This window comes from Halomonas sp. MMSF_3323 (assembly GCF_030733595.1).
GTDB classification, from domain to species: domain Bacteria; phylum Pseudomonadota; class Gammaproteobacteria; order Pseudomonadales; family Halomonadaceae; genus Halomonas; species Halomonas litopenaei.
The window spans coordinates 1-20662 of record NZ_JASHIT010000001.1 but is presented as its reverse complement, the minus strand read 5'-3'; the positions used below and the strand labels follow the sequence as shown (position 1 = coordinate 20662).

At 63.1% G+C, this 20662-nt stretch carries 16 protein-coding genes; 6 read left to right on the top strand and 10 right to left on the bottom strand.

The features are described 5' to 3' along the window. Position 1 precedes the first annotated feature (1 nt). The 7 genes from modB to gcl all read right to left on the bottom strand — a co-directional run bounded on the left by modB (position 2) and on the right by gcl (position 8051). Complete coding sequence (gene modB, locus RBB39_RS00080; RefSeq protein WP_045994094.1) at positions 2-670, bottom strand: molybdate ABC transporter permease subunit; 669 nt, start codon at positions 668-670, stop codon at positions 2-4. A 7-nt stretch (positions 671-677) separates the two neighbouring features. Continuing rightward, positions 678-1493: a molybdate ABC transporter substrate-binding protein gene (modA, locus tag RBB39_RS00075; protein ID WP_306168554.1), complete on the bottom strand. Its 816-nt coding sequence runs from the start codon at positions 1491-1493 to the stop codon at positions 678-680. 46 nt (positions 1494-1539) lie between these two features. After that, complete coding sequence (locus RBB39_RS00070) at positions 1540-2262, bottom strand: GntR family transcriptional regulator (RefSeq protein WP_306168553.1); 723 nt, start codon at positions 2260-2262, stop codon at positions 1540-1542. A gap of 162 nt (positions 2263-2424) precedes the next feature. Next, positions 2425-3900 (bottom strand): pyruvate kinase, encoded by a 1476-nt coding sequence (pyk, locus tag RBB39_RS00065; RefSeq protein WP_045994096.1) that lies wholly within the window; start codon positions 3898-3900, stop codon positions 2425-2427. A gap of 581 nt (positions 3901-4481) precedes the next feature. Then, positions 4482-5366: a 2-hydroxy-3-oxopropionate reductase gene (locus RBB39_RS00060; protein WP_306168552.1), complete on the bottom strand. Its 885-nt coding sequence runs from the start codon at positions 5364-5366 to the stop codon at positions 4482-4484. Positions 5367-5412: 46 nt separating this feature from the next. Further along, positions 5413-6192, bottom strand: coding sequence for a hydroxypyruvate isomerase (gene hyi / locus RBB39_RS00055; protein ID WP_306168551.1), 780 nt, complete (start codon positions 6190-6192; stop codon positions 5413-5415). An 83-nt stretch (positions 6193-6275) separates the two neighbouring features. Further along, entirely contained in the window at positions 6276-8051 is a 1776-nt protein-coding gene (gene gcl / locus RBB39_RS00050; RefSeq protein ID WP_306168550.1) for a glyoxylate carboligase, read from the bottom strand. Between the two features lie 566 nt (positions 8052-8617). On the opposite strand from gcl, the gene RBB39_RS00045 reads away from it, so the two are divergent. Continuing rightward, positions 8618-10672 carry an EAL domain-containing protein gene (locus RBB39_RS00045; protein ID WP_306168549.1) on the top strand — a complete coding sequence of 685 codons (2055 nt, stop codon included), beginning with the start codon at positions 8618-8620 and terminating at the stop codon, positions 10670-10672. A 66-nt stretch (positions 10673-10738) separates the two neighbouring features. Here the strand turns inward: RBB39_RS00045 and RBB39_RS00040 are convergent, their stop codons facing one another. The 3 genes from RBB39_RS00040 to puuE all read right to left on the bottom strand — a co-directional run bounded on the left by RBB39_RS00040 (position 10739) and on the right by puuE (position 13170). After that, entirely contained in the window at positions 10739-11581 is an 843-nt protein-coding gene (locus tag RBB39_RS00040) for a bifunctional allantoicase/(S)-ureidoglycine aminohydrolase (RefSeq protein ID WP_213229131.1), read from the bottom strand. 78 nt (positions 11582-11659) lie between these two features. Then, complete coding sequence (locus RBB39_RS00035; protein WP_253553124.1) at positions 11660-12151, bottom strand: ureidoglycolate lyase; 492 nt, start codon at positions 12149-12151, stop codon at positions 11660-11662. A gap of 77 nt (positions 12152-12228) precedes the next feature. Further along, positions 12229-13170: an allantoinase PuuE gene (gene puuE / locus RBB39_RS00030; RefSeq protein WP_045995184.1), complete on the bottom strand. Its 942-nt coding sequence runs from the start codon at positions 13168-13170 to the stop codon at positions 12229-12231. A 915-nt stretch (positions 13171-14085) separates the two neighbouring features. Between puuE and RBB39_RS00025 the strand changes: the two genes are divergently transcribed. The 5 genes from RBB39_RS00025 (at position 14086) to RBB39_RS00005 (ending at position 20585) form a co-directional block, all read left to right on the top strand. After that, entirely contained in the window at positions 14086-14844 is a 759-nt protein-coding gene (locus RBB39_RS00025; protein WP_108132434.1) for an aspartate/glutamate racemase family protein, read from the top strand. Positions 14845-14915: 71 nt separating this feature from the next. Further along, on the top strand, positions 14916-16277 hold the full coding sequence (locus RBB39_RS00020) for an NCS1 family transporter (RefSeq protein ID WP_108132433.1): 1362 nt from the start codon (positions 14916-14918) through the stop codon (positions 16275-16277). A 66-nt stretch (positions 16278-16343) separates the two neighbouring features. Beyond that, entirely contained in the window at positions 16344-17117 is a 774-nt protein-coding gene (locus RBB39_RS00015) for an aspartate/glutamate racemase family protein (protein WP_221621150.1), read from the top strand. Between the two features lie 66 nt (positions 17118-17183). Continuing rightward, a complete protein-coding gene (locus RBB39_RS00010; RefSeq protein ID WP_045995181.1) occupies positions 17184-18635 on the top strand; it encodes an NCS1 family nucleobase:cation symporter-1 in 1452 nt (483 codons plus the stop codon). A gap of 351 nt (positions 18636-18986) precedes the next feature. Next, positions 18987-20585 (top strand): inorganic phosphate transporter, encoded by a 1599-nt coding sequence (locus RBB39_RS00005; RefSeq protein WP_045995036.1) that lies wholly within the window; start codon positions 18987-18989, stop codon positions 20583-20585. The last annotated feature ends 77 nt before the right edge of the window (positions 20586-20662 follow it).

The following is a 20662-nucleotide window of genomic DNA, read 5'->3' as shown; positions in this document are numbered from 1 at the left end:
CTCAACGCCCCCGCCAGCGGCGGCGTGCCGCCAGCCCGTAGACCACCGCAATGGTCACGAAGGAGACCACCAGCAGCAGCGCCGACATCACCCCGGCGGCCCCCTCGTCGAAGGCCTGGACGTGGTCGTAGATGGAAATCGCCAGGGTGCGAGTCTCGCCATCGATGGCCCCTCCCACCATCAGGATGACGCCGAACTCCCCCAGGGTGTGGGCAAAGGTCAACGCCAGCGCCGAGATGACGCCAGGCATCACCAGCGGCAATTCGATGGTCATGAAAGTGCGCCAGGTCGATAGCCCACTGCACCAGGCGGCCTCACGCAGGTGGTCAGGCAAGGCCTCGAAGGCACGCTGGATCGGCTGTACCGCGAAGGGAATGTTGACCACCAGCGAGGCCAGCAGGATGCCGCTGAAGGAGAAATTCAGGCTGGTGCCGGTCAGCGCCTGCCAGGCGCCGCCCAGCGGGGCGTCGGCACTGAAGGCGAGCATCAGGTAGAAGCCCATGACGGTGGGCGGCATCACCAGCGGCAGTGCCACCAGGGATTCCGCCAGCGGCCGCCAGCGTGACCGGCTGTGGGCCAGGCGCCGCCCCAGCCAGATACCCGGTGCCAGCAACAAGAGACTGGTCAGCAAGGCCAGCTTGAGCGAGACGACCAGCGCCAGAGCGTCCATAAAGCGGCTACTCGCCGGTCACGGGCGCAGTAAAGCCATAATCCCGCAGGATCTCCTGCGCCTCGGGCGTCTGCAAGAAGTCAAAGAAGGCCTCGGCGCCGGCGCCCGCCCCTTCAAGCAGCACCATGCGCTGTACCAGGGGTCGATGCCAGTCTGCGGGGATCAGCCGCCAGCCAGCGCGCTCGGCCAGGCGTGGCGCCTTGACCAGGGAATAGGCGACCAGGCCACCGGAGGCCTCGGCGGACAGCGCGAACTGGGCGGCCTGAGCGACGTTTTCGCCCAGCAGTTGCAGGGGTTCACTTGCCTGCCACAGCCCTTGGCGCTCGAGCACCTCGCGGGCGGCCATGCCATAAGGGGCGTGGCGCGGGTTGGCCAGAGCGATACGCCGCACAGGGCCGCCCTGCTCAAGCCCTACGACCGCCTCGCGCACCGCCTCAAGCGGTGCGTCCTGCGGCGGCAGCGGTCGGTCGTCACGCTGCAGCCAGACCAGCCGGCCCTGGGCATAGTCGACGCCCTCGCCCTGGGTCAGCCCGGCCTGCTCGAGGTCCCGGGCGCGGCGCTCGTCCGCCGACAGAAACAACGCGAAGGGCGCCCCCTGTTCGATCTGGCGCTGAAGATTGCCCGAGGCGCCGAAGGTGACGCTGAGGTCGATGTCGCCATCCTTGCTGGCGTCGCTGTCGCTCGTCTTGAAGCGCTCGATCAAGGAGGGCATCGCGAACTGCAGCGAAGACGCCGCCGCGACGTGAACCCGGTCGGCCACGGCGGACATCGGTGCAAGCCCGAGAGACAGGCCAAGGAGGAGGATCGACAAGGGAAAACGCATGATCAACACGGCTCGCGGCGGCAATCAGGAAGAAAGGAGTCTCGCCTCAACCCTCGCCGCCCAGGATCGACTTGAGGTCGATACGGCTGTCCCGTGGTCCCAGGTCGAGAAGGCCCATCAGGCTGTCGAGGTGATGCTCGATGTCGTTGCGACTGGCTGCGGTGTCGCCACTGCGCAGGTGCTCGAGCAGACGGTGGTGATCGCCCTCGAGATAGCAGCTACCGAGCCCCTGGCGCTTGTACAGCGCGATGACGATCGAGGTGCGCAGGATCAGGTCAGTGAGCATGGTGCCCAGCACCCGGTTGGGAGAATGCTCCGCCAGCAGGTGGTGGATCGCCAGGGAATGTTCGATGCGCGAAGGCTCATCATTGGCGAGAAAGGCCTGACGCTCACGGTCGGCACGATCCTCGATCTGCAGCAGTACCGTCGATGGCAGCGTGCCGGCGGTCAGCGCCGCCAGCTCACCTTCCACCAGACGCCGGGCGGCAAAGGTCTGGCGGGTTTCGTCCACGTCCGGTGAGCGCACCCGCGCCACCTGATTGGGACGCTGGTCGACCACGTACTCGGAGGCCAGACGCGTCAGCGCCTTGCGCACCACCGAACGACTCACGCCGAACACCTCGCCCAGCGTCACCTCGGGCAGTCGAGTGCCCGGCGGCAGCCGCTGGGCCAACACGGCTCGGCGAACCTGGCGTACGATATCCCCATCGCTGATGCGTCCCCCGGCCTTGATCTCGGCCAGCACCTCCTGCTGCCAGGCGTTGCTCATTGCTGCCTACCCATCATCTTGGAAAGCTTGACCTTCTCACGTTTTCTGCCATTGCACCACATTCGGCGCATCATATGTATACACCAGTGGTGGCACCCCACAACGACCGCGCCCGATCCATTGGATCGGGCGCGGAACCTGTGCATCGGGCTGAGTGACGGTTCAGCCAGCGACGTGACCGTCGTTGACGTCCAGGATCTTCAGGGTATTGGTGCCACCGTGGGCGTTCATGTGGTCGCCGCGGGTCAGGATGACGTGGTCCCCCGGCACGGCCACGCCGTGGTTGACCAGACGCTCCAGGGCGCGGTCGTTGAGCTCGGAGGCGGACATTTCGCTGGTGTCGAAGGGCAGCGAGATGACCCCGCGATACAGCGCCATGCGCCGCTGGGCGATGGGGTTGTGGGCCAGCCCGACGATCGGCAGGCCCGAGCGGATGCGCGAGGCGATCAGCGGGGTGTAACCGGTGGAGGTCATGCAGGCGATGGCGGCCACTCCCTCCAGGTGATTGGCGGCGTACATCGCCGACAGCGCGATGGTCTCGTCGATGCGCTCGAAGCCTTCGTGGATGCGGTGTCCGGACTCCTGGGCGATGCGCTCGCGCTCGGCGCCCAGACAGACGCGATCCATGGCTTCGATGGTCTCCACCGGGTAGTCGCCGGCGGCGGTCTCGGCCGACAGCATCACCGCGTCGGTGGCGTCCAGCACCGCGTTGGCCACATCGAACACCTCGGCCCGGGTGGGCAGCGGCGACTCGATCATCGACTCCATCATCTGGGTGGCGGTGATCACCGCACGGTTGTGGCTGCGGGCATGCTTGATGATGCGCTTCTGGGTACCGATCAGCTTCTCGTCACCGATCTCGACGCCCAAGTCACCACGCGCCACCATTACCGCCTCACTGGCCTCGATGATGCCATCCAGGGTCTCATCGGAGGCCACCGCCTCGGCGCGCTCGAGCTTGGCGACCAGGCCGATCTCGGCACCGGCCTCGCCCAGCAGGCGACGCGCCTCCAGCATGTCCTCGGCGGTACGCGGAAAGGACACGGCCAGATAGTCGACGCCGATATCGATGGCGGTCTTGAGGTCTTCCTTGTCCTTGTCGGTCAGTGCCGGCGCCGACAGGCCACCGCCCTGCTTGTTGATGCCCTTGTTGTTGGACAGCTTGCCGCCGACCACCACACGGGTATGGATCTGGCTGCCGTCGACGCGGTCCACGTCCAGCACCACGCGGCCATCGTCCAGCAACAGACGGTCGCCACCGGCCACGTCGTCGGCCAGTTCCTTGTAGTCGCAGCCGACCCGAGTGGCGTCGCCGGCCTGGGAATCCATCGACACATCGATGACGAAGTCAGCGCCTTCTTCCAGATTGACCGCCCCCTCGGCGAAGCGGGCGATGCGGATCTTGGGTCCCTGAAGATCCCCCAGCGCGGCCACACTGCGACCGAGTCGATCGGCGATGGTCCGGACCTCGTTCAGGCGGCGGCGATGGTCGTCGGCGCTGCCATGGGAAAAATTGAGGCGAACCACGTCGACGCCGGCACGCAGCATCTCCTCCAGGACCCCTTCACGATCACTGGCGGGCCCGAGGGTGGCAACGATCTTGGTACGACGTACAGGGGTATGCGGGAGTTGGCTCATGCTGTCCTCGACTGGTTCGAAAATGACGCAAGCAGGATAGGTGGAAGCCACTTCGATGGCATCCAGATCCGAATCCTGTAATTTTACTACAAAATGATCGCTATAGCGACCACCACTAAAGGCCAAGATGCTGGTGCCACCACCTCTACAATGCGCCAATGTTAGGCGTAACCTGATGATAGACAAGGATCATCACGGAATTCGAGCACGCCAATTCCAGCGCAGGAAAATTTGATCGCGGCCTGTAATTAAACTACAAAACTTTCGTGATAGCGGGGCTCGCCAGCAGTGATACCTGTTCAAGGCTGCCTTGCTCAAGAGGCTATCGCAATCCCTCTTTCCGTCGATACGAGAGAGATGCCCGGGAAGAAGGACAACGAGGGCTCTGGTCAGCATCGTCTGGCATCAAGCGTCGCCTGACAGCAAAAAGAGCTCACCGATGGGAAAAATGGGGGGGCCCATCGGCGAGCAAGGATCGCCTGCGCGATCCCGACGAGTGACGACCTCACACCCGCCGTTCAGGGAGCAGTCATCTCCCTGCCCGGCCCCCGGACCTTGCCGGCCCGAGGGCTCGAACCCGTCTACTGACCGATTTCGTGATCGGCCAGGGCCTCGAGGGCACGCACGATACCGGCGTGATCCCAGTCGCTGCCACCCAGGGCGGCACAGGACTGAAACAGTTGCTGAGCGTTGGCGGTACCCGGCAGCGCCAGATTGAGGCCTCGCGCTCCTTCCAGTGCCAGATTGAGATCCTTCTGATGCAGGCGAATACGAAAGCCAGGATCGAAGTTCCGCTGGATCATCCGCTCGCCGTGCACGTCGAGGATCTTCGACTGGGCCAGACCACCCAGCAGCGACTCACGCACCTTGGCCACGTCGGCACCGGCCTTGGAGGCGAACAGCAATCCCTCGGATACCGCCTCGATGGTCAACGCCACCACGATCTGGTTGGCCACCTTGCAGGTCTGCCCGGCCCCGTGACCGCCGATATGCGTGATGGTCTTGCCCATCACCTCCAACAGCGGCAAGGCACGCTTGAAGCCTTCCTCGGTGGCGCCCACCATGATCGTCAGGGCGGCATTGATGGCGCCCCCCTCGCCGCCGGATACCGGCGCGTCGACATACTCGCCCCCGGCCTCGTGAATACGACGGGCAAATTCCTGGGTCGCCAGGGGGGCGATCGAGCTCATGTCGATCACCAGGGTGCCGGGCTTGAGCCCTTCGATCACGCCGTCTTCGCCGAACAGGACGTCTTCGACATCCGGGGTGTCGGGGACCATGGTGATGATCACCTCGCTGGCCTCGGCCACGGCCCTGGGGCTTGCGACCTCACTGAGTCCCTTTTCCGCCAGGGTCGCGTCGAGCTTGCCGCGCTTGACGCTGACCAGCTCATGCCCGGCATCCAGCAGATGTCCTGCCATGGGACGCCCCATGATGCCCAGTCCGATAAAACCGATCTTGCTCATTGTGATTCTCCTTGCCTGATCTTTCAGGGGGTTACGAATATCGGGATCACGCCCTGGCCTGGTCGAACCAGCCCAGGCCTTCCTGGGTGGTCGTGGCCGGCTTGTACTCGCAGCCGATCCAGCCCTGATAGCCGATCCGGTCGAGGTGGGCGAACAGGAAGGGATAGTGGATTTCGCCACTGCCCGGCTCGTGACGGCCGGGGTTGTCCGCCAGCTGCACGTGGGCGATGCGTGCGAGATGACGCTCCATCGTCGGCGCCAGATCCCCTTCCATGATCTGCATGTGATAGATGTCGTACTGCAGCTTCAGATTGTCGCTGCCCACCTCATCGAATAGCGCCAGCGCCTGTTCGGTGCGATGGAGAAAGAAGCCCGGGATGTCACGGGTATTGATCGGCTCGGCCAGCAGCACGATACCGGCGTCGGCCAGGCGTTCGGCGGCGTAGCGCAGGTTGTCGACCAAGGTACGGCGAGCCTCGTCCTGACTGACGCCCTGGGGCACGATGCCGGCCAGACAGTTGACCTGACCACAGCCCAGGGTGGTGGCGTAAGCGATCGCGGTGTCGACGCCGGCACGAAACTCTTCGACGCGATCCGGGTGGCAGGCGATACCGCGCTCTCCGGCGGCCCAGTCGCCGGCCGGCAGGTTGTGCAGCACCTGGGTCAGGCCATGGGCGTCGAGCCGCGCCTTGATATCCTCGGCGGGGTGGTCATAGGGAAAGAGGTACTCGACACCCTGGAAGCCGGCCTTGGCGGCGGCCTCGAAGCGATCGAGAAAGTCCACTTCGGTGAACAGCATGCTCAGGTTGGCGGCAAACTTGGCCATGAAAATCTCCTGTTGCGCGTAGGACACTTCGTCGATCGACGACCGCCAGACCACGGCGGCCGTCGCTCTCAGTTAGAGCTGAATCAGGTCAAGGCAGCGATGGAACTCGGTGCGTCCTCGAGGTTCTCGGCCAGGGCCTCGAACTCGTTGATACCGGTCAGGTCGGTGCCCATGGCGATATTGGTGACCCGCTCGAGGATGACCTCGACCACCACCGGCACCCGGTGCTGGCGGGCCATCTCGCGGGCCTGCTCCAGCGCCGGCGCAATGTCATCGGGCCGGCTGACCCTGAGCGCCTTGCAGCCCAGGCCCTCCACCACCGACACATGGTCGACGCCGTAGCCGTCGATCTCCTCGCAGTTGATGTTCTCGAAGGCGAGCTGCACGCAGTAGTCCATGTCGAAGCCGCGCTGGGCCTGGCGAATCAGGCCGAGATAGGCGTTGTTCACCAGCACGTGGACGTAGGGCAGCTTGAACTGCGCCCCAACCGCCAGCTCCTCGATCATGAACTGGAAGTCATAGTCCCCCGACAGCGCCACTACCTCGGCCTCGGGATCCGCCCGGCAGACACCGAGGGCGGCAGGAATGGTCCAGCCCAGGGGGCCAGCCTGACCGCAGTTGATCCAGTGGCGCGGTCGATAGACGTGCAGGAACTGGGCCCCGGCGATCTGTGAAAGGCCAATGGTGCTGATGTAGCGGGCGTTGCGACCGAAGACCTTGTTCATCTCCTCGTAGACCCGCTGGGGCTTCACCGGCACATCGTCGAAGTGGGTCTTGCGCAGCATGGTGCGCTTGCGCTCCTGGCAGGACGCCACCCAGCTGCTGCGATCCTTGAGCCGCCCCTGTTCACGCCACTCGCGGGCCACCTCGACCATCATCTCGAGCGCCGCCTTGGCGTCGGAAACGATGCCGTAGTCGGGGCCGAAGATGCGCCCGATCTGGGTCGGCTCGATATCGACGTGCACGAAGGTGCGGCCTTCGGTGTAGGTCTCGAGATTGCCGGTGTGACGGTTGGCCCAGCGGTTGCCGATCCCCATCACGAAGTCCGACTCGAGCAGGGTCGCGTTGCCGTAGCGGTGGGAGGTCTGCAGCCCCACCATGCCCGCCATCAGCGGGTGATCGTCCGGCACCGCGCCCCAGCCCATCAGGGTCGGAATCACCGGCACTCCGAGCAGCTCGGCCAGGGTCTGAAGCTCGCCGGCGGCGTCGGCGTTGATGATGCCTCCTCCCGCCACCAGCAAGGGGCGCTCGGCCTCGTTGAGCATACCCAGGGCCTTTTCGCACTGGGCACGGCTGGCCCGCGGCTTGTAGGCCGCCAGGGGCTCATAGGCGTCTACATCGAACTCGATCTCGGTCAACTGGACGTCGATGGGCAGATCGATCAGCACCGGCCCCGGACGCGAGGAACGCATGATCTGGAAGGCCTGCTGGAAGGCGTGCGGCACCTGGGCCGCCTCCCGCACGGTGATCGCCCACTTGGTCACGGGCCCGGCGATGGCCTGGATATCCACCGCCTGGAAGTCTTCCTTGTGCAGCTTGCTGACCGGAGCCTGGCCGGTGATGCAGAGGATCGGTATGGAGTCGGCGCTGGCGGAGTAGAGCCCGGTGATCATGTCGGTTCCGGCAGGCCCGGAGGTGCCGATGCAGACCCCGATATTGCCGGCCTTCGTGCGGGTATAGCCTTCAGCCATGTGGGAGGCGCCCTCGACATGGCGCGCCAGCACATGGTCGATCCCGCCGACGCGTCGCATCGACGAATAGAAGGGGTTGATCGCGGCCCCGGGCACGCCGAAGGCCACCTCGATACCTTCCTTGATGAGTACGTGAACAGCGGCGTCGGCAGCAGTCATGCGAGTCATGATGCATCTCCTGAATCGTCTATTATTGTATACATTTTTGCAGCGCAACATCATACGAAACTGTTTTTTTGGAATCTCTTTCCATTATTTCTAGCAGCCAGACAAGCGCCCCGCAAACATTTTTGGAAATTTTTTCCATTAGCCCATTGGCGTCAGCCAACTTGCGTAGGCAAGTCCCTGATACAACGAGTGATCGGCGAGATGTGCCGTAACGGGCGTCACCCATCAGGGCGAATCGCGCGACAACAGGCGGTCGCGCGGACAAGGAAAGATTCGAAAGCACGGCGCCGTGCTTTCGAACCAGAGAAAACGTCAAGACAAGAGTGAGCGGAACAGGAACAACCCGCACAGCGAAGGGCTATACTCGATAAACTGTGCGGTCTAAAGCACGACAGGCCGCCGGATTGGCGGGCACCCGCCCTATTCGCCTCTGATGACCAGACGGGAAGGCAACCTTGACCTGCGGTTCACGGTGCGCCAGCCAATGACGCTCTTGCCCCTGCCCCGCTCTCCTGCGCGCAAGCGTCACCGGGCGCTCGAGATCGACTGCCACGGTGATCGACACGATGGCCAACTTTCGCGATATCGATGAGCGCTTGTCCAGCCTGTCGGCGCATCGTACCCTGCTGGCCATTCGCAACGCCTATCTGTCGATCCTGCCCTACGTCATCGTGATGGCAGCGGTGACCGTGGCCGCCAATCTGTTTCACTTCGCTGGCATCGACACCGGCATCGCCGTCTATGTCAGCCACCTGGCGCGCTATCTCGGAGAGCTGTTTCCCGAAGTGATCCTGCTGTCGTTGAGCTGGTCACTGAACAGCCACAACCGTATCCGTGCACCGGCCGTCATGCTGGTGTCACTGCCGGTGTTCTGGATCCTGTGCGGCTGGGACCAGCTCTACGCCGAAGTGGGCCAGCAGACCCGCAGTCTGGGGTCGACCATCGCCATCTACCCCGCCATCCTGCTGACCCACACCACCTTCAAGCTGTTCGCTCGGGAAAGTACCCGGAGCCATCCCCAGCGAGTGGTCATGAGCCAGATGATCACCTTCAACCTGCGCTACGTGCTGCCTGGCGTCATGGCAGTCATGCTGGCCATTGTGCTGCGCTTTGCCTTCGTCGCCCTCGCCGATCGCTACGCCCAGGACATCTATGCACTGCTGGTCGACCGTATTCCCTATCACCTGGAGGTCATCCTGTTCGTGATGTTTCTGCAGGTGCTGTCGCTGTTCGCCATCCACGGCTACGCCACCATGCTGGGGGTGTTCGAATACCTGCAGAACAAGAGTGACGTGCTGGGACTGCCTTCGCCGGAGTTCTTCACCCTCTACGCCACCCCGGGCGGGGCGGGCTCGGTGTTGTGCCTGATGCTGGTGATGCTGGTGGTGAGTTCACGCCGGGAGTACAAGTCGCTGGCGCGCATCTCCGCCCCGCTGACCTTGTTCAACATCAGCGAGACCCTGGTCTTTGGCATACCGCTAGTGTTCAACCTGCGCATGGCCTGGGCCTTTATCTCGGTGCCGACGATCAATGCCAGCCTGGCCTACGCCGCCATGTCCATGGGCTGGGTGGCGCCGCCACCCAACAGCGTCCACTGGGCGGTGCCTTATCTGATCTCGAGCTACCTGGCCTTCGACGGCGTCTACCTGCCATCGATGCTGCTGCAACTGACCTGTATCGGCTGCGGGGTGCTGATATACAGCGTGGCGTGGCGCCGCTATGTTCACCGCGAGCGCTCCAGCAAGGACGAATACCCGGTCTTTCCCTCGCGCAATGCAAGCGACTCGGCGTTTGGCGATGACGCCCTGGATATTGTGCTGATGGAAGAGAACATCAGCCGCTGGAGTCGTATCAAGCAGGCAGACCGAACCCTGAAATGGCTGAACGAAGGCCAGCTCGAACTGGTCTTCCAGCCCATCGTCGACGTCAGCACTCACCGCATCAAGCACATCGAGGCCCTGCTGCGCTATCGCGATGCCCAGGGCCTGCTGCATCCCCCGCAGTTTCTGGACGTGCTGCGCCACCACCCCGGCGTCATGGAAGGCATCGAATGCTGGGTGATAAGGACTGCCGCTCACCATGTGCGGCAGTGGAATGAGGCGGGGTTTTCCAAGCGTCTGTTCATCAACGTGACGCCGCTGTTCTTTTCCAGCGGCAACGTCCGGCGATGCTTCTTCAATGCGCTCAACGATTGCCCGGTCAACTCGCTGGGCATCGAGATCACCGAACAGGCCCTGCTCGAGGACCTTCCCCGGACGCTTTCCGATATCAAGCTGTTTCAATCGATGGACGTCCAGTTCGCACTGGATGACTTCGGCAGCGGTTACTCCTCCTTCAACTACCTGAGCCAGCTTGGCGTGGACTTCATCAAGCTGGACAAGACGCTGATCGACGATATCCACCTGCCCCGCCAGGCCAGTGTCGTCGAATCGGTGTACCAGTTGTGCCGGCACTTGAGCCTGCAGGTCATCTGTGAGGGCGTGGACAAGGACGCCAAGGAGGCTCGCCTCGAGCGAATCGGCGTCACCCTGATGCAGGGCTTCCTGCTCTACCGTCCGATGGAGGCGCCCGCGCTGGAAACCCTGCTGCGTCAGGAGCAGCACGCAGCAGGTTCCGAGTAAAGGGCGTGAGGGGGCGGGGTCGGGGGCCTCGATCGAGCTCGCTTTCCGGGTCGAGGCCCTGGTCGGTCAGTCCAGCGTCGGCAGCTTCATATGCCGATTGACGTCCTTGTACAGCAGATAGCGGAACGGACCGGGACCACCGGCGTAGCATGCCTGCGGGCAGAAGGCGCGCAGCCACATGTAGTCACCCGCCTCGACCTCGACCCATTGCTGGTTGAGGTGGTACACCGCCTTGCCCTCGAGCACGTAGAGGCCGTGCTCCATGACATGGGTCTCGTCGAAGGGAATCACTCCGCCGGGCTGGAAGGTCACCACCGTCACATGCATGTCGTGACGCATGTCGTCGGGATCGACGAAGCGGGTGGTCGCCCACACCTCGTTGCAATCCGGCATCACCGTCGGCGCGATATCGTTCTCGTTGGTGACGATGGGCTCGGGCAGATCGATACCGTCGACGCGTTCGTAGGCCTTGCGTATCCAGTGGAAACGCACGGCTTCCTTGCTGCGATTGTGCACTTGCCAGTCGCTGCCAGGGGGGATAAAGGCGTAGCCGCCGGGCACCATCACGTGCACCTGGCCCGCCAGGGTCAGCTCAAGCTCCCCCTCGACGACAAACAGCACGCCTTCCGCCTGAGGGTTGGGCTCCGGACGTTCACTGCCGCCCTCCGGGCCGACTTCCATGATGTACTGGGAGAAGGTTTCGGCGAACCCCGACAGCGGCCGTGACAGCACCCACAGCCGGGTGTTGTGCCAATGGGGCAGCTTGCTGGTGACGATGTCCCGATAGACGCCCTTGGGGATCACCGCGAAGGCCTCGGTGAACATCGCCCTGTCGGTGGTCATCACCTTCTGGTCCGGATGCCCACCGCGGGGCGCATAGTAGTGTCGTGTCGGTTGAGAAGTGCTCATTGAAAACCCTTGTTGTTGGCCCGTATGCCATGCAGCTGTATCGCTAAGCCGTGTCTTTCGCCCGGTCGACGAGGCTCGTCACTCACCCAGGGTGACGCGAACCTCGAGGGGGTATTCGTCGCAATTGTTGCCGTCACCGCCGCGATCGACGACGAGAAACTCGCCTTCACGCTCCAGCACGGACTGGATGGCGTGCCAGGTACCGGCGCGGTAGTTGACGCCCTGACGGCCGTCGGTGACGAAGGCACGCACCTCGGCAGGGTCGATGCTATCGCCGGCCGGAGCCACCACGATGATGAAGCGTTCCTCGTGCAACGGCATGAAGGCCTGGCTGCCGAGAGGATGGCGCTCCAGAAAGGACAGCGTCAGCGGCAACTCGATGGGCTGGCTGACGAACAGGCTGATCATCGGCCGCGCGTTGTCGCCCAGGGTCTCGATCGGCACCAGATCATGGTGGCGCTGGGTGCGACCAGCATTGATCGGAAAGGAGGCGGAGTTGCGCGCGTCGATGACCTCGCCAAAGGGAGCGAAGGCCTCCGCCGTCAGGGGATGTGCGGTCAATTCGAGCATGGTATTTCCTGAAGTACGGGCGAGAAAGGGCTCCCCGAGGCGGTCGACACTCAGGGAGATCAGGGCGATGGCTTGCGTCAGCCGATCGGCGCCGGCGTCGGCGCGGGAAACTGCTCCGCCCAGTGGCGTGCAATATCGATCCGCCGGGTGACCCAGACCCGATCGTGGGCCTCGATATGGTCGAGAAAGCGCTGCAAGGCGCGAAAACGTCCCGGACGGCCAATCAAGCGGCAGTGCAGGCCCACCGACAGCATCTTGGGGGAGTCCTCGCCCTCGGCGTAGAGCACATCGAAGGCATCACGCAGATAGGTGAAGAAGTGATCGGCGGTGTTGAAGCCCTGGGGCGCGGCGAAGCGCATGTCATTGCTGTCCAGGGTATAGGGCACCACCAGATGCGGATGGTGCTGGCCCTGGCTGTCGGCCTCGCAGGTCCAGAACGGCAGGTCGTCGCCGTAGTAGTCGCTGTCGTAGAGGAAACCGCCTTCGTCGAGTATCAGCCGCCGCGTGTTGGGGCTGTCGCGGCCGGTGTACCAACCCTGAGGACGCTCGCCGTAGAGCCGCTCGAAGATCTCGATGGCCTTGCGCATGTGCTCCCGCTCGACCTTCTCCGAGACCTGCTGGTAGTGGATCCAGCGATAGCCATGACAGGCGATCTCGTGCCCCAGCTCCTTGAAGGCGTGGGCCAGTTCAGGGTGGCGTTCCAGCGCCATGGCGACTCCGAATACCGTCAACGGCAGCCCCCGCCGCTCGAATTCCCGCAGCACTCGCCAGACCCCGGCACGGGAGCCGTACTCGTAGATCGACTCCATGCTCAGATGGCGATCGGGATAGCTGTCGGCACCGATGATCTCGGACAGAAACTGCTCGGAGCCCGCGTCACCATGGAGCACACAGTTCTCGCCGCCCTCTTCGTAGTTGAGCACGAACTGCACGGCGATCCTGGCCTTGCCTGGCCAGTTGGCATGGGGAGGCGTGCGACCATAGCCGATCAGATCACGCGGATAGGATGTTGTTGTCATGGGTAGCTTCTCCTGAAAGTCGGGCGATGGCCGGAGCCACCACTGCCGTGCGAGCGTGCAAGTACATAGGCGACAGAGCAAGGTGGCGTGCCTGCGGCCCCGGACGCCTGCGGTTGAATGGGCACCTGAAACACGGTTTCTGGAACCTGGGGCCCGAGTCGTGGTGGCAGGCACATGGGACCAGGCGCTTTTAAGGCTTGTCTGAAAAGTGCCTGCGCTCGGCAATACGGCGTTAAAAATCGGATCAAAATGCTCATTTACACCCTGTAAACTGCGCTTTCTCACCAATTTTTGCCTTGTCTAACCTTCGCTCGTCGACTTTTCGGACAGAGCCTAGCCAGACACATGAGCAACGACGCCTGGGGCTCCCTGAACAGCGCGCTTCAGCCGATCGTTTCAACGAGACACTTCAGCTGAACGCTACCCTCTGGGCGCAGCGTTTGCGCCTGCCTTCGCGCGCCGTGCGTGACGTCACCGCACGCCATTATGTATACAAACTAAAAATAGACTGTACTCACTTTCTTGGCAACACCTTCATCGATCCCCTACCAGGGGAAAAAGGCACATCGTACTTCACCGCAGAACTCGCCGCAGAACTCGCCGCGAGGCCACGCCCACGCCCTCCCCTCACTGCCCATACCGTTCATGACGACAGGCCGCATGAAGTCCATACACGAGAAACTGTATACAACAATTACCATTATATTGTACTGACTATATCGATAACCCAGTATTCACTTACAGTTCACACTCCTCATGATGGTGACCCTCGCACCATAAAAACATTCAACACGCTGTTTTTTAAGATGTTTTCCCGCCAAGCGCGCTCGACCAATTCAGCCCTTGATGCGTATCCGATATCGATCTATTTTGTGTACAAAGATATTAATTCCTCGTCCATGAAGGAAGACAGGCATGCACCTCCACCTGATCAACCCCAACACCACCGCCGGCATGACCGAGACGATTCGCCTCGCCGGCAGTGCCATCGCCGCGCCAGGCACGCGCATCACCGCCTCCCAGCCGGTCAGTGGCCCGGTTTCCATCGAGGGCCATTTCGACGAGGCGATCAGCGCCGTGGGCGTGGTCGAGGAGGTCCTGCGCATGGACAGGGAAGCCCAGGTCGATGCCTACGTGGTGGCCTGCTTCGGCGACCCGGGCCTGTTGGCGGCGCGAGAAGCCACCCGTGCACCGGTGATCGGCATCGCCGAAGCGGCCTTCCATATGGCCAGCCTGATCAGCACGCGCTTCTCGGTGGTGACCACCCTGGGACGCACCGTGATCATCGCCGAGCACCTGCTCGACCAGTACGGTTTCCGTCACCAGTGTCGCCGAGTGCGTGCCGCCGAGATCCCGGTGCTGGACCTGGAAGACGATAGCGACTGCGCGCTCGACAAGATCATCGAGGAGAGCCGTCGTGCCAGGGACGAGGACGGCATCGGCGCCATCGTGCTGGGCTGCGGCGGCATGGCCGACCTGACCGAGACCATCAGCCGCGAGGTGGGCCTGCCGGTGGTGGAAGGGGTGACGGCGGCGGTGAAGCTGAGCGAGGCACTGGTAGGGCTGGGCCTTGGCACCTGCAAGACCGGTGACCTGGCCTTTCCCCGTCCCAAGGCCTTCAGCGGCACCTTCCAGCATCTGTCCCATCTGGATCTGGAGACCACCGGCCGCTGAGCCCTTCCCTCTGCCCCCCGACAGCATGACAAGGCTTGACCCATAACAATCCACAACGAGCGAGGTCCAAGATGACCACTTCCACTTCCCGGCCAGGCGAGCCCCAGGGCGTCGCCGAGGCCACCACCAAGAGCGTCGGCGACGAATCGCTGGCCCCCCAGAAGACCCGTATCATGGGGCGCACCTCCTACCTGCTGGCCTGGTTCGGCGGCTGTGTCTCGATCGGCACCTTCACCATGGGCTCCAGCGTGGTCGGCACCCTCAACCTGATCCAGGCCACGGTGGCCATCGCCATCGGCTGTTTCGTCATCGGCATCGCCCTGGCCATCAATGGCGCCGCGGGCTACAAGTACGGCATTCCCTTCATGGTCCAGGCGCGCAGCGCCTTCGGTTTCCAGGGCACTCGTCTGCCAGGACTGGTCAGGGCGGTGCCGGCCATCGTCTGGTACGGCTTTCAGAGCTGGATCGGAGCGGGCGCCCTGAACCTGGTGTCGGCCACCCTGTTCGGCTACGACAACCTGATCGTGTTCTTCATCGGCTTTCAGTTTCTGCAGATCGGCCTGTCGGTGCTCGGCTTCCAGGGCATCAAGTGGCTGGAGAACGTGGGTAGCGCCTTCATCCTGGCCTCGCTGGTCTACATGTTCTACAGCACCGTGGTCCGCTACGGCGATGCCCTCTCGGCCAACCTGTTGACCATGGAAGGCTCCTGGGGGCTGCCTTTCTGGGGTGCCACCATGCTGTTTCTGGGCATCTACTCGACCATGATGCTCAATGTCAGCGACTACTCCCGCGAGCACGTCAAGGGCACCGGGCCGGGTCTGTTGACCACCATCTACGCCATGTCGATCCTGCCGTGCACGCTGTTCATGGGGTTGATCGGCTACATGGTGTCCGAGGCCACCGGCGTGGCCGACCCGATCAAGGTCTTCGCCAACGCCGTCGACAACACTCCGCTGCTGATGACGACCCTGCTGTTCATCGCCTTCGCCCAGGTCACCACCAACGTGCTCAACAACGTGGTGCCGCCCACCTACGTGCTGATGGACACCTTCAAGATGAGCTTCCGCAAGGCGACGGTGGTCGTCGGCCTGCTGGCCTTCGCGACCTTTCCCTGGGAGCTGGTCAAGGACGAGTCTGCCGCCGGCCTGCAGGTGTTCGTGCAGACCTACTCCTCCTTCCTCGGCCCGATCTTCGCGGTGCTGGTGGTGGACTACTACCTGATTCGCCGCCGCACCCTGGATCTGGACAAGCTGTACGACGAGAACGGCCCTTACCGTGGCGTCAATCTGGCCGCCTTCATTGCCACCGCGGTGGGCGTCGTCGCCGCCTTCAGCATGCCCACAGTGTCCTGGTACGCAAGCCTGATCCCTGCGGGCCTCACCTACCTGCTGCTGATGCGCTACTGGAAGGGCTGCCAGCGCTTTACTCAGTGAACAAGGCGAGGCCCCGCCCCCAGTTGGTCGGGCGCCTCGCACTCGTCGAATTCCGAGGACAACAAGATGACACTCTCTCTTCCTTCCCTGCTCCAGGCTGTCGCCATTCCCGGGCTCGCCCTGATGATGGCCGTTGCGCCGATGGCCAGCGCCGAAAAACCAGCATCGGCACCCCTGAGCACCATCGTGCTCATCAACCCCAACTCCAGCGATACCGCCACCCAAGCCATGGCAGCGTTGGCCGAGCGGGAAGCCCAGGGAAAGGCGAGGGTCGTCGGGGTCAGCAATACCTCGGCGCCTCGCCTCTTGACCACCCCCGAGGATATGGTCGCGGCGAGCCAAGGCGTAGTCGAACTGGGCCGCCAGGCCGCCGAGGACCCATCCACCGGCGCCATTATCGTTTCGGCCTTCAGCGATCCCGGACTTGATCAACTGCGCGAAGCCGTCGACATTCCAGTATTCGGCATCGGCGAAGAGGTCTTCCACGAGGCAGCGCGCGATGGCCGCCCCTTCGGTATCGCCACCATCACCCCTGACCCGGCACTGATCGAGTCCTTTGCCGCCAAGGCCGAGGCTCTGGGCTATCAGGATCAGTACAGAGGCACCCGCGTCACCCCCGGCGATCCGGTTGCTTTGCTCGACTCGCCGCAGGCACTCGATACCGCCCTGGCTGACGCCATCGAGGCCTCGGTCGACGAAGACGGCGCCGAAGCCGTGATCATGGGCGGGGGGCCCTTGTCAGATGCCGCCATTCGCCTTCAGGACAGTACCGAAGTGCCCTTGGTGATAGCCGTCAGTGCGGCGGCCAGGGCGGCGGTCGCGGCCCTGGGCCGCGACTGAGCGAGTCCTTTGCATCAATAGTCACGACGGCTGAAACAACAACAGAAACAAGAAAGAGACACCTTTATGTCCCATGACGATCTAAGCCTCGATACCTCCCGGGTCGATCCGGACCTGTACAACGAGGACCTGGCCCCGCTGCCCCACGCTCGGCGCAACTGGGGCGCCTTCGAGATCTTCAACGTCTGGTCCAATGACATCCAGAGCCTGTTCGGCTACACCCTGGCCGCGTCGCTGTTTCTGTCCTACAACCTGAGCGGCTGGGCGGTGATGGCGGCGATCATCCTGGCCGGGGTGATCGTGATGTTTCTGGTCAATCTGACCGGTGCCCCCAGCGTGCGCTACGGCATCCCCTTCCCGGTCATGGTGCGGGCGAGCCTGGGCGTGCGCGGCTCCAACCTGCCGGCGCTGTTGCGCGCCCTGGTCGGGATCTTCTGGTACGGCGTGCAGACCTACTTCGCCTCCACCGCCGTCACCCTGATGATCACCGCCCTGATCGGTACCGACGGCGGGGCCGGCATGCTCGGTCTGTCACCGGTCGCCTGGCTGTCCTTCGTGCTGGTGTGGCTGTTTCAGATCGCGATCTTCTGGTCGGGGATCGAGCGTATCAAGCACTTCCTCAACTGGGCGGGGCCGCTGGTCTACGTGGTCATGGTAGCGCTGATGGTGGTGGTCTGGTGGCAGGCCGGCAGCGAGCTGCTGCCGGCGGTGGGCACCATCTTCTCGGCCAGCGGGGAAGGCGGTGGTGGCATCGGCGCCTTCGCTGCCGTGGTCGGTACCATGGTGGCCTACTTCGCCGCCGTGGTGATCAACTTCGGCGACTTCACCCGCTTCGTCAGAACCGAACGTCAGATGAAGCTTGGCAACCTGCTGGGGCTTCCCCTCAACGTCGCCTTCTTCTCCTTTATCGCGCTGATCATCACCGCCGGTACCCTGGTGCTGTTCGGCGAGGCCCTGACCAACCCCACCGATATCGTCGAACGGGTCGACGCCTTGCCGTTGACGCTGCTGGCGGCGGTCACCTTCTTCGCCGCCACCGTCGGCATCAACCTGGTGGCCAACTTCATTCCCCCGGCCTACGACCTGGCCAACCTCTTTCCCCGGGTGATCAGCTTCAAGGTCGGCGGCCTGATCACCGCCTGCGTGGCCTTTTTCGTCGGCGCGCTGTGGGTCTCGGTGATCAGCCAGATCGGCGTGCCCGGCTTCGTCAACGCCGTGGGTGCCATCGTCGCTCCGTTCTACGGCATCATCGTGGTCGACTTCTACCTGATCAAGGGCCGCCGACTCGACGTCCAGGCGCTGTTCTCGTCCCGTGAAGGCGACGCCTACACCTACACCAACGGCTGGAACCTGCGCGCCGTGGTGGCCTTTGCGCTGGCCGCGATCTTTTCGCTGGCGACGGTAGTGGTGCCGGCCCTGCAAGGACTGGCCGGCTTCGGCTGGATGATGGGGGCAGCACTCGGTGGCGCCATCTACTACGCGCTGATGCGCCAGCACAAGCAGGTGGTGACGGCCTGATGGGAGCCAAGACGGCAGACCATCACTGGCCCTGCTGAGCCGCCGTCGTACTGCCAGTCCGTACGACTAAGCCACAGCACTACAGGGCCGCACTACAGGGCCGCACTACAGGGCCGCAGCTAGCCTACCGTCGTCAGGCGGTAGGCTAGCTGCGAAAGGTGGGTACGAAAAGTCTTTCAAGTCTCGCGCCATCACCTACACCTTCACCCTATTTGCGCGCAAAACAGCGCAAAAAACGCGATAGAGTATAGTGCTCCATCACATTGCAACAAATCCGTAAAGCGCCCCCTCCATCGTCGTCCTCTTCCCGCCGTCCATCTTCTTCAGGCCGGCCCAACATGAGGACATCCAATGACAACACCCAGTCATTCCGTATCGACATCGTCGGGATTCAGGCCTTCCGGCCTCAGCCTGGCCTTCGCCGTGCTGCTGTTTGCCACCGTCGGCTACTTTCTGTTCTGGGGGTCTGGCTACACTCAGGGCCATTTTCCCCTGGTCTTTGGACTGGCCACCCTGTTCGGGGTGTTCATGGCCTTCAATATTGGTGGCAATGATGTCGCCAACTCCTTCGGCACCAGCGTCGGCGCCGGCACCCTTACCATCAAGCAGGCACTGCTGGTGGCAGCAGTGTTCGAGGTCAGCGGTGCGGTGATCGCCGGCGGCCAGGTCACCGACACCATTCGCAAGGGTATCGTCGACCTGTCCGGCTTTACTGTCGCGCCGATGGACTTCGTCTACATCATGATGTCGGCCTTGATCGCCGCCGCCCTGTGGCTGCTGTTCGCCAGCAAGAAAGGCTATCCGGTCTCCACCACCCACTCGATCATCGGCGCCATCGTCGGCTCCTCGCTGGTACTCGGCGCCTTGACTCCGGGCGTCCACAGCATGGAACTGGTGCAGTGGGACCAGATCTGGCAGATCGCGGTGTCCTGGGTGCTGTCGCCGGTACTGGGCGGTCTGGTCTCCTACGCCCTGTTCGGGCTGATCAAGAAGCACATCCTCAGCTACAACGACGAAGCCGAGAATCGCCTCAAGGAGATAAAGCGCCAGAAGTACGAGAACGACCGCCGCCACAAGGAGGCCTTCGAGCGACTCTCGGAAATCCAGAAGATCTCCTATACCCACGCCATGACACGTGATGTCCAGGCTTACCACGACCAGGACTACGAAAGCGCCGAGTTCGAGTCGGACTACTTCAAGGAGCTTTCGCGCATCGAGAAGCAGCGCGAAGATGTCGACGCCCACCGAGCCCTGCAGAACTGGGTACCGATGGTGGCCGCCGGTGGTGCCATGATCATTTCCGCCATGCTTCTGTTCAAGGGCTTCAAGCACCTGGAACTGGGTCTGACCACCCTCAACAACTACATGATCATGGGCATGATCGGGGCCGTCGTGTGGATGGCAACCTTCATCTTTGCCAAGACCCTCAAGGGCAACTCGCTGTCACGTTCCACCTTCCTGATGTTCAGCTGGATGCAGGTTTTCACCGCCGCCGGCTTCGCCTTCAGTCATGGTTCCAACGACATCGCCAACGCCATCGGTCCCTTCGCGGCCATCCTCGACGTACTGCGTAATGGTGCCATCGGCAGCGAGGCGGCGATTCCTCCGGTAGCCATGATCACCTTCGGGGTAGCGCTGATCGTCGGGCTCTGGTTTATCGGCAAGGAGGTGATCCAGACGGTGGGCCACAACCTGACGGCCATGCATCCGGCCTCGGGATTCGCCGCCGAACTGGCGGCTGCCGGAGTCGTCATGCTTGCCACGATCATGGGTCTTCCGGTCTCCAGTACGCACATTCTGATCGGCGCGGTGCTGGGGATTGGTCTGGTCAACCACCAGACCAACTGGACCCTGATGAAGCCGATCGGCCTTGCCTGGATCATTACGCTGCCGGCAGCAGGGGCCATCAGTGCGGTGTCCTTCGTGACGTTGCGCACAATCTTTGGCTAGGACTAGGGCTTGTCTGAAAAGTGCCTGCGCTCGGTAATACGGCGTTAAAAATCGGATCAACATGCTCATTTACACCC

Coding starts and splice junctions, on each gene's coding strand:
- RBB39_RS00070 (WP_306168553.1), bottom strand. CDS start 2,262: ATGAGCAACGCCTGGCAGCAGGAGGTGCTGGCCGAGATCAAGGCCGGG.
- RBB39_RS00045 (WP_306168549.1), top strand. CDS start 8,618: ATGGCCAACTTTCGCGATATCGATGAGCGCTTGTCCAGCCTGTCGGCG.
- RBB39_RS00040 (WP_213229131.1), bottom strand. CDS start 11,581: ATGAGCACTTCTCAACCGACACGACACTACTATGCGCCCCGCGGTGGG.
- modB (WP_045994094.1), bottom strand. CDS start 670: ATGGACGCTCTGGCGCTGGTCGTCTCGCTCAAGCTGGCCTTGCTGACC.
- RBB39_RS00015 (WP_221621150.1), top strand. CDS start 16,344: ATGACACTCTCTCTTCCTTCCCTGCTCCAGGCTGTCGCCATTCCCGGG.
- RBB39_RS00005 (WP_045995036.1), top strand. CDS start 18,987: ATGACAACACCCAGTCATTCCGTATCGACATCGTCGGGATTCAGGCCT.
- RBB39_RS00020 (WP_108132433.1), top strand. CDS start 14,916: ATGACCACTTCCACTTCCCGGCCAGGCGAGCCCCAGGGCGTCGCCGAG.
- RBB39_RS00025 (WP_108132434.1), top strand. CDS start 14,086: ATGCACCTCCACCTGATCAACCCCAACACCACCGCCGGCATGACCGAG.
- RBB39_RS00010 (WP_045995181.1), top strand. CDS start 17,184: ATGTCCCATGACGATCTAAGCCTCGATACCTCCCGGGTCGATCCGGAC.
- modA (WP_306168554.1), bottom strand. CDS start 1,493: ATGCGTTTTCCCTTGTCGATCCTCCTCCTTGGCCTGTCTCTCGGGCTT.
- RBB39_RS00060 (WP_306168552.1), bottom strand. CDS start 5,366: ATGAGCAAGATCGGTTTTATCGGACTGGGCATCATGGGGCGTCCCATG.
- puuE (WP_045995184.1), bottom strand. CDS start 13,170: ATGACAACAACATCCTATCCGCGTGATCTGATCGGCTATGGTCGCACG.
- pyk (WP_045994096.1), bottom strand. CDS start 3,900: ATGAGCCAACTCCCGCATACCCCTGTACGTCGTACCAAGATCGTTGCC.
- gcl (WP_306168550.1), bottom strand. CDS start 8,051: ATGACTCGCATGACTGCTGCCGACGCCGCTGTTCACGTACTCATCAAG.
- RBB39_RS00035 (WP_253553124.1), bottom strand. CDS start 12,151: ATGCTCGAATTGACCGCACATCCCCTGACGGCGGAGGCCTTCGCTCCC.
- hyi (WP_306168551.1), bottom strand. CDS start 6,192: ATGGCCAAGTTTGCCGCCAACCTGAGCATGCTGTTCACCGAAGTGGAC.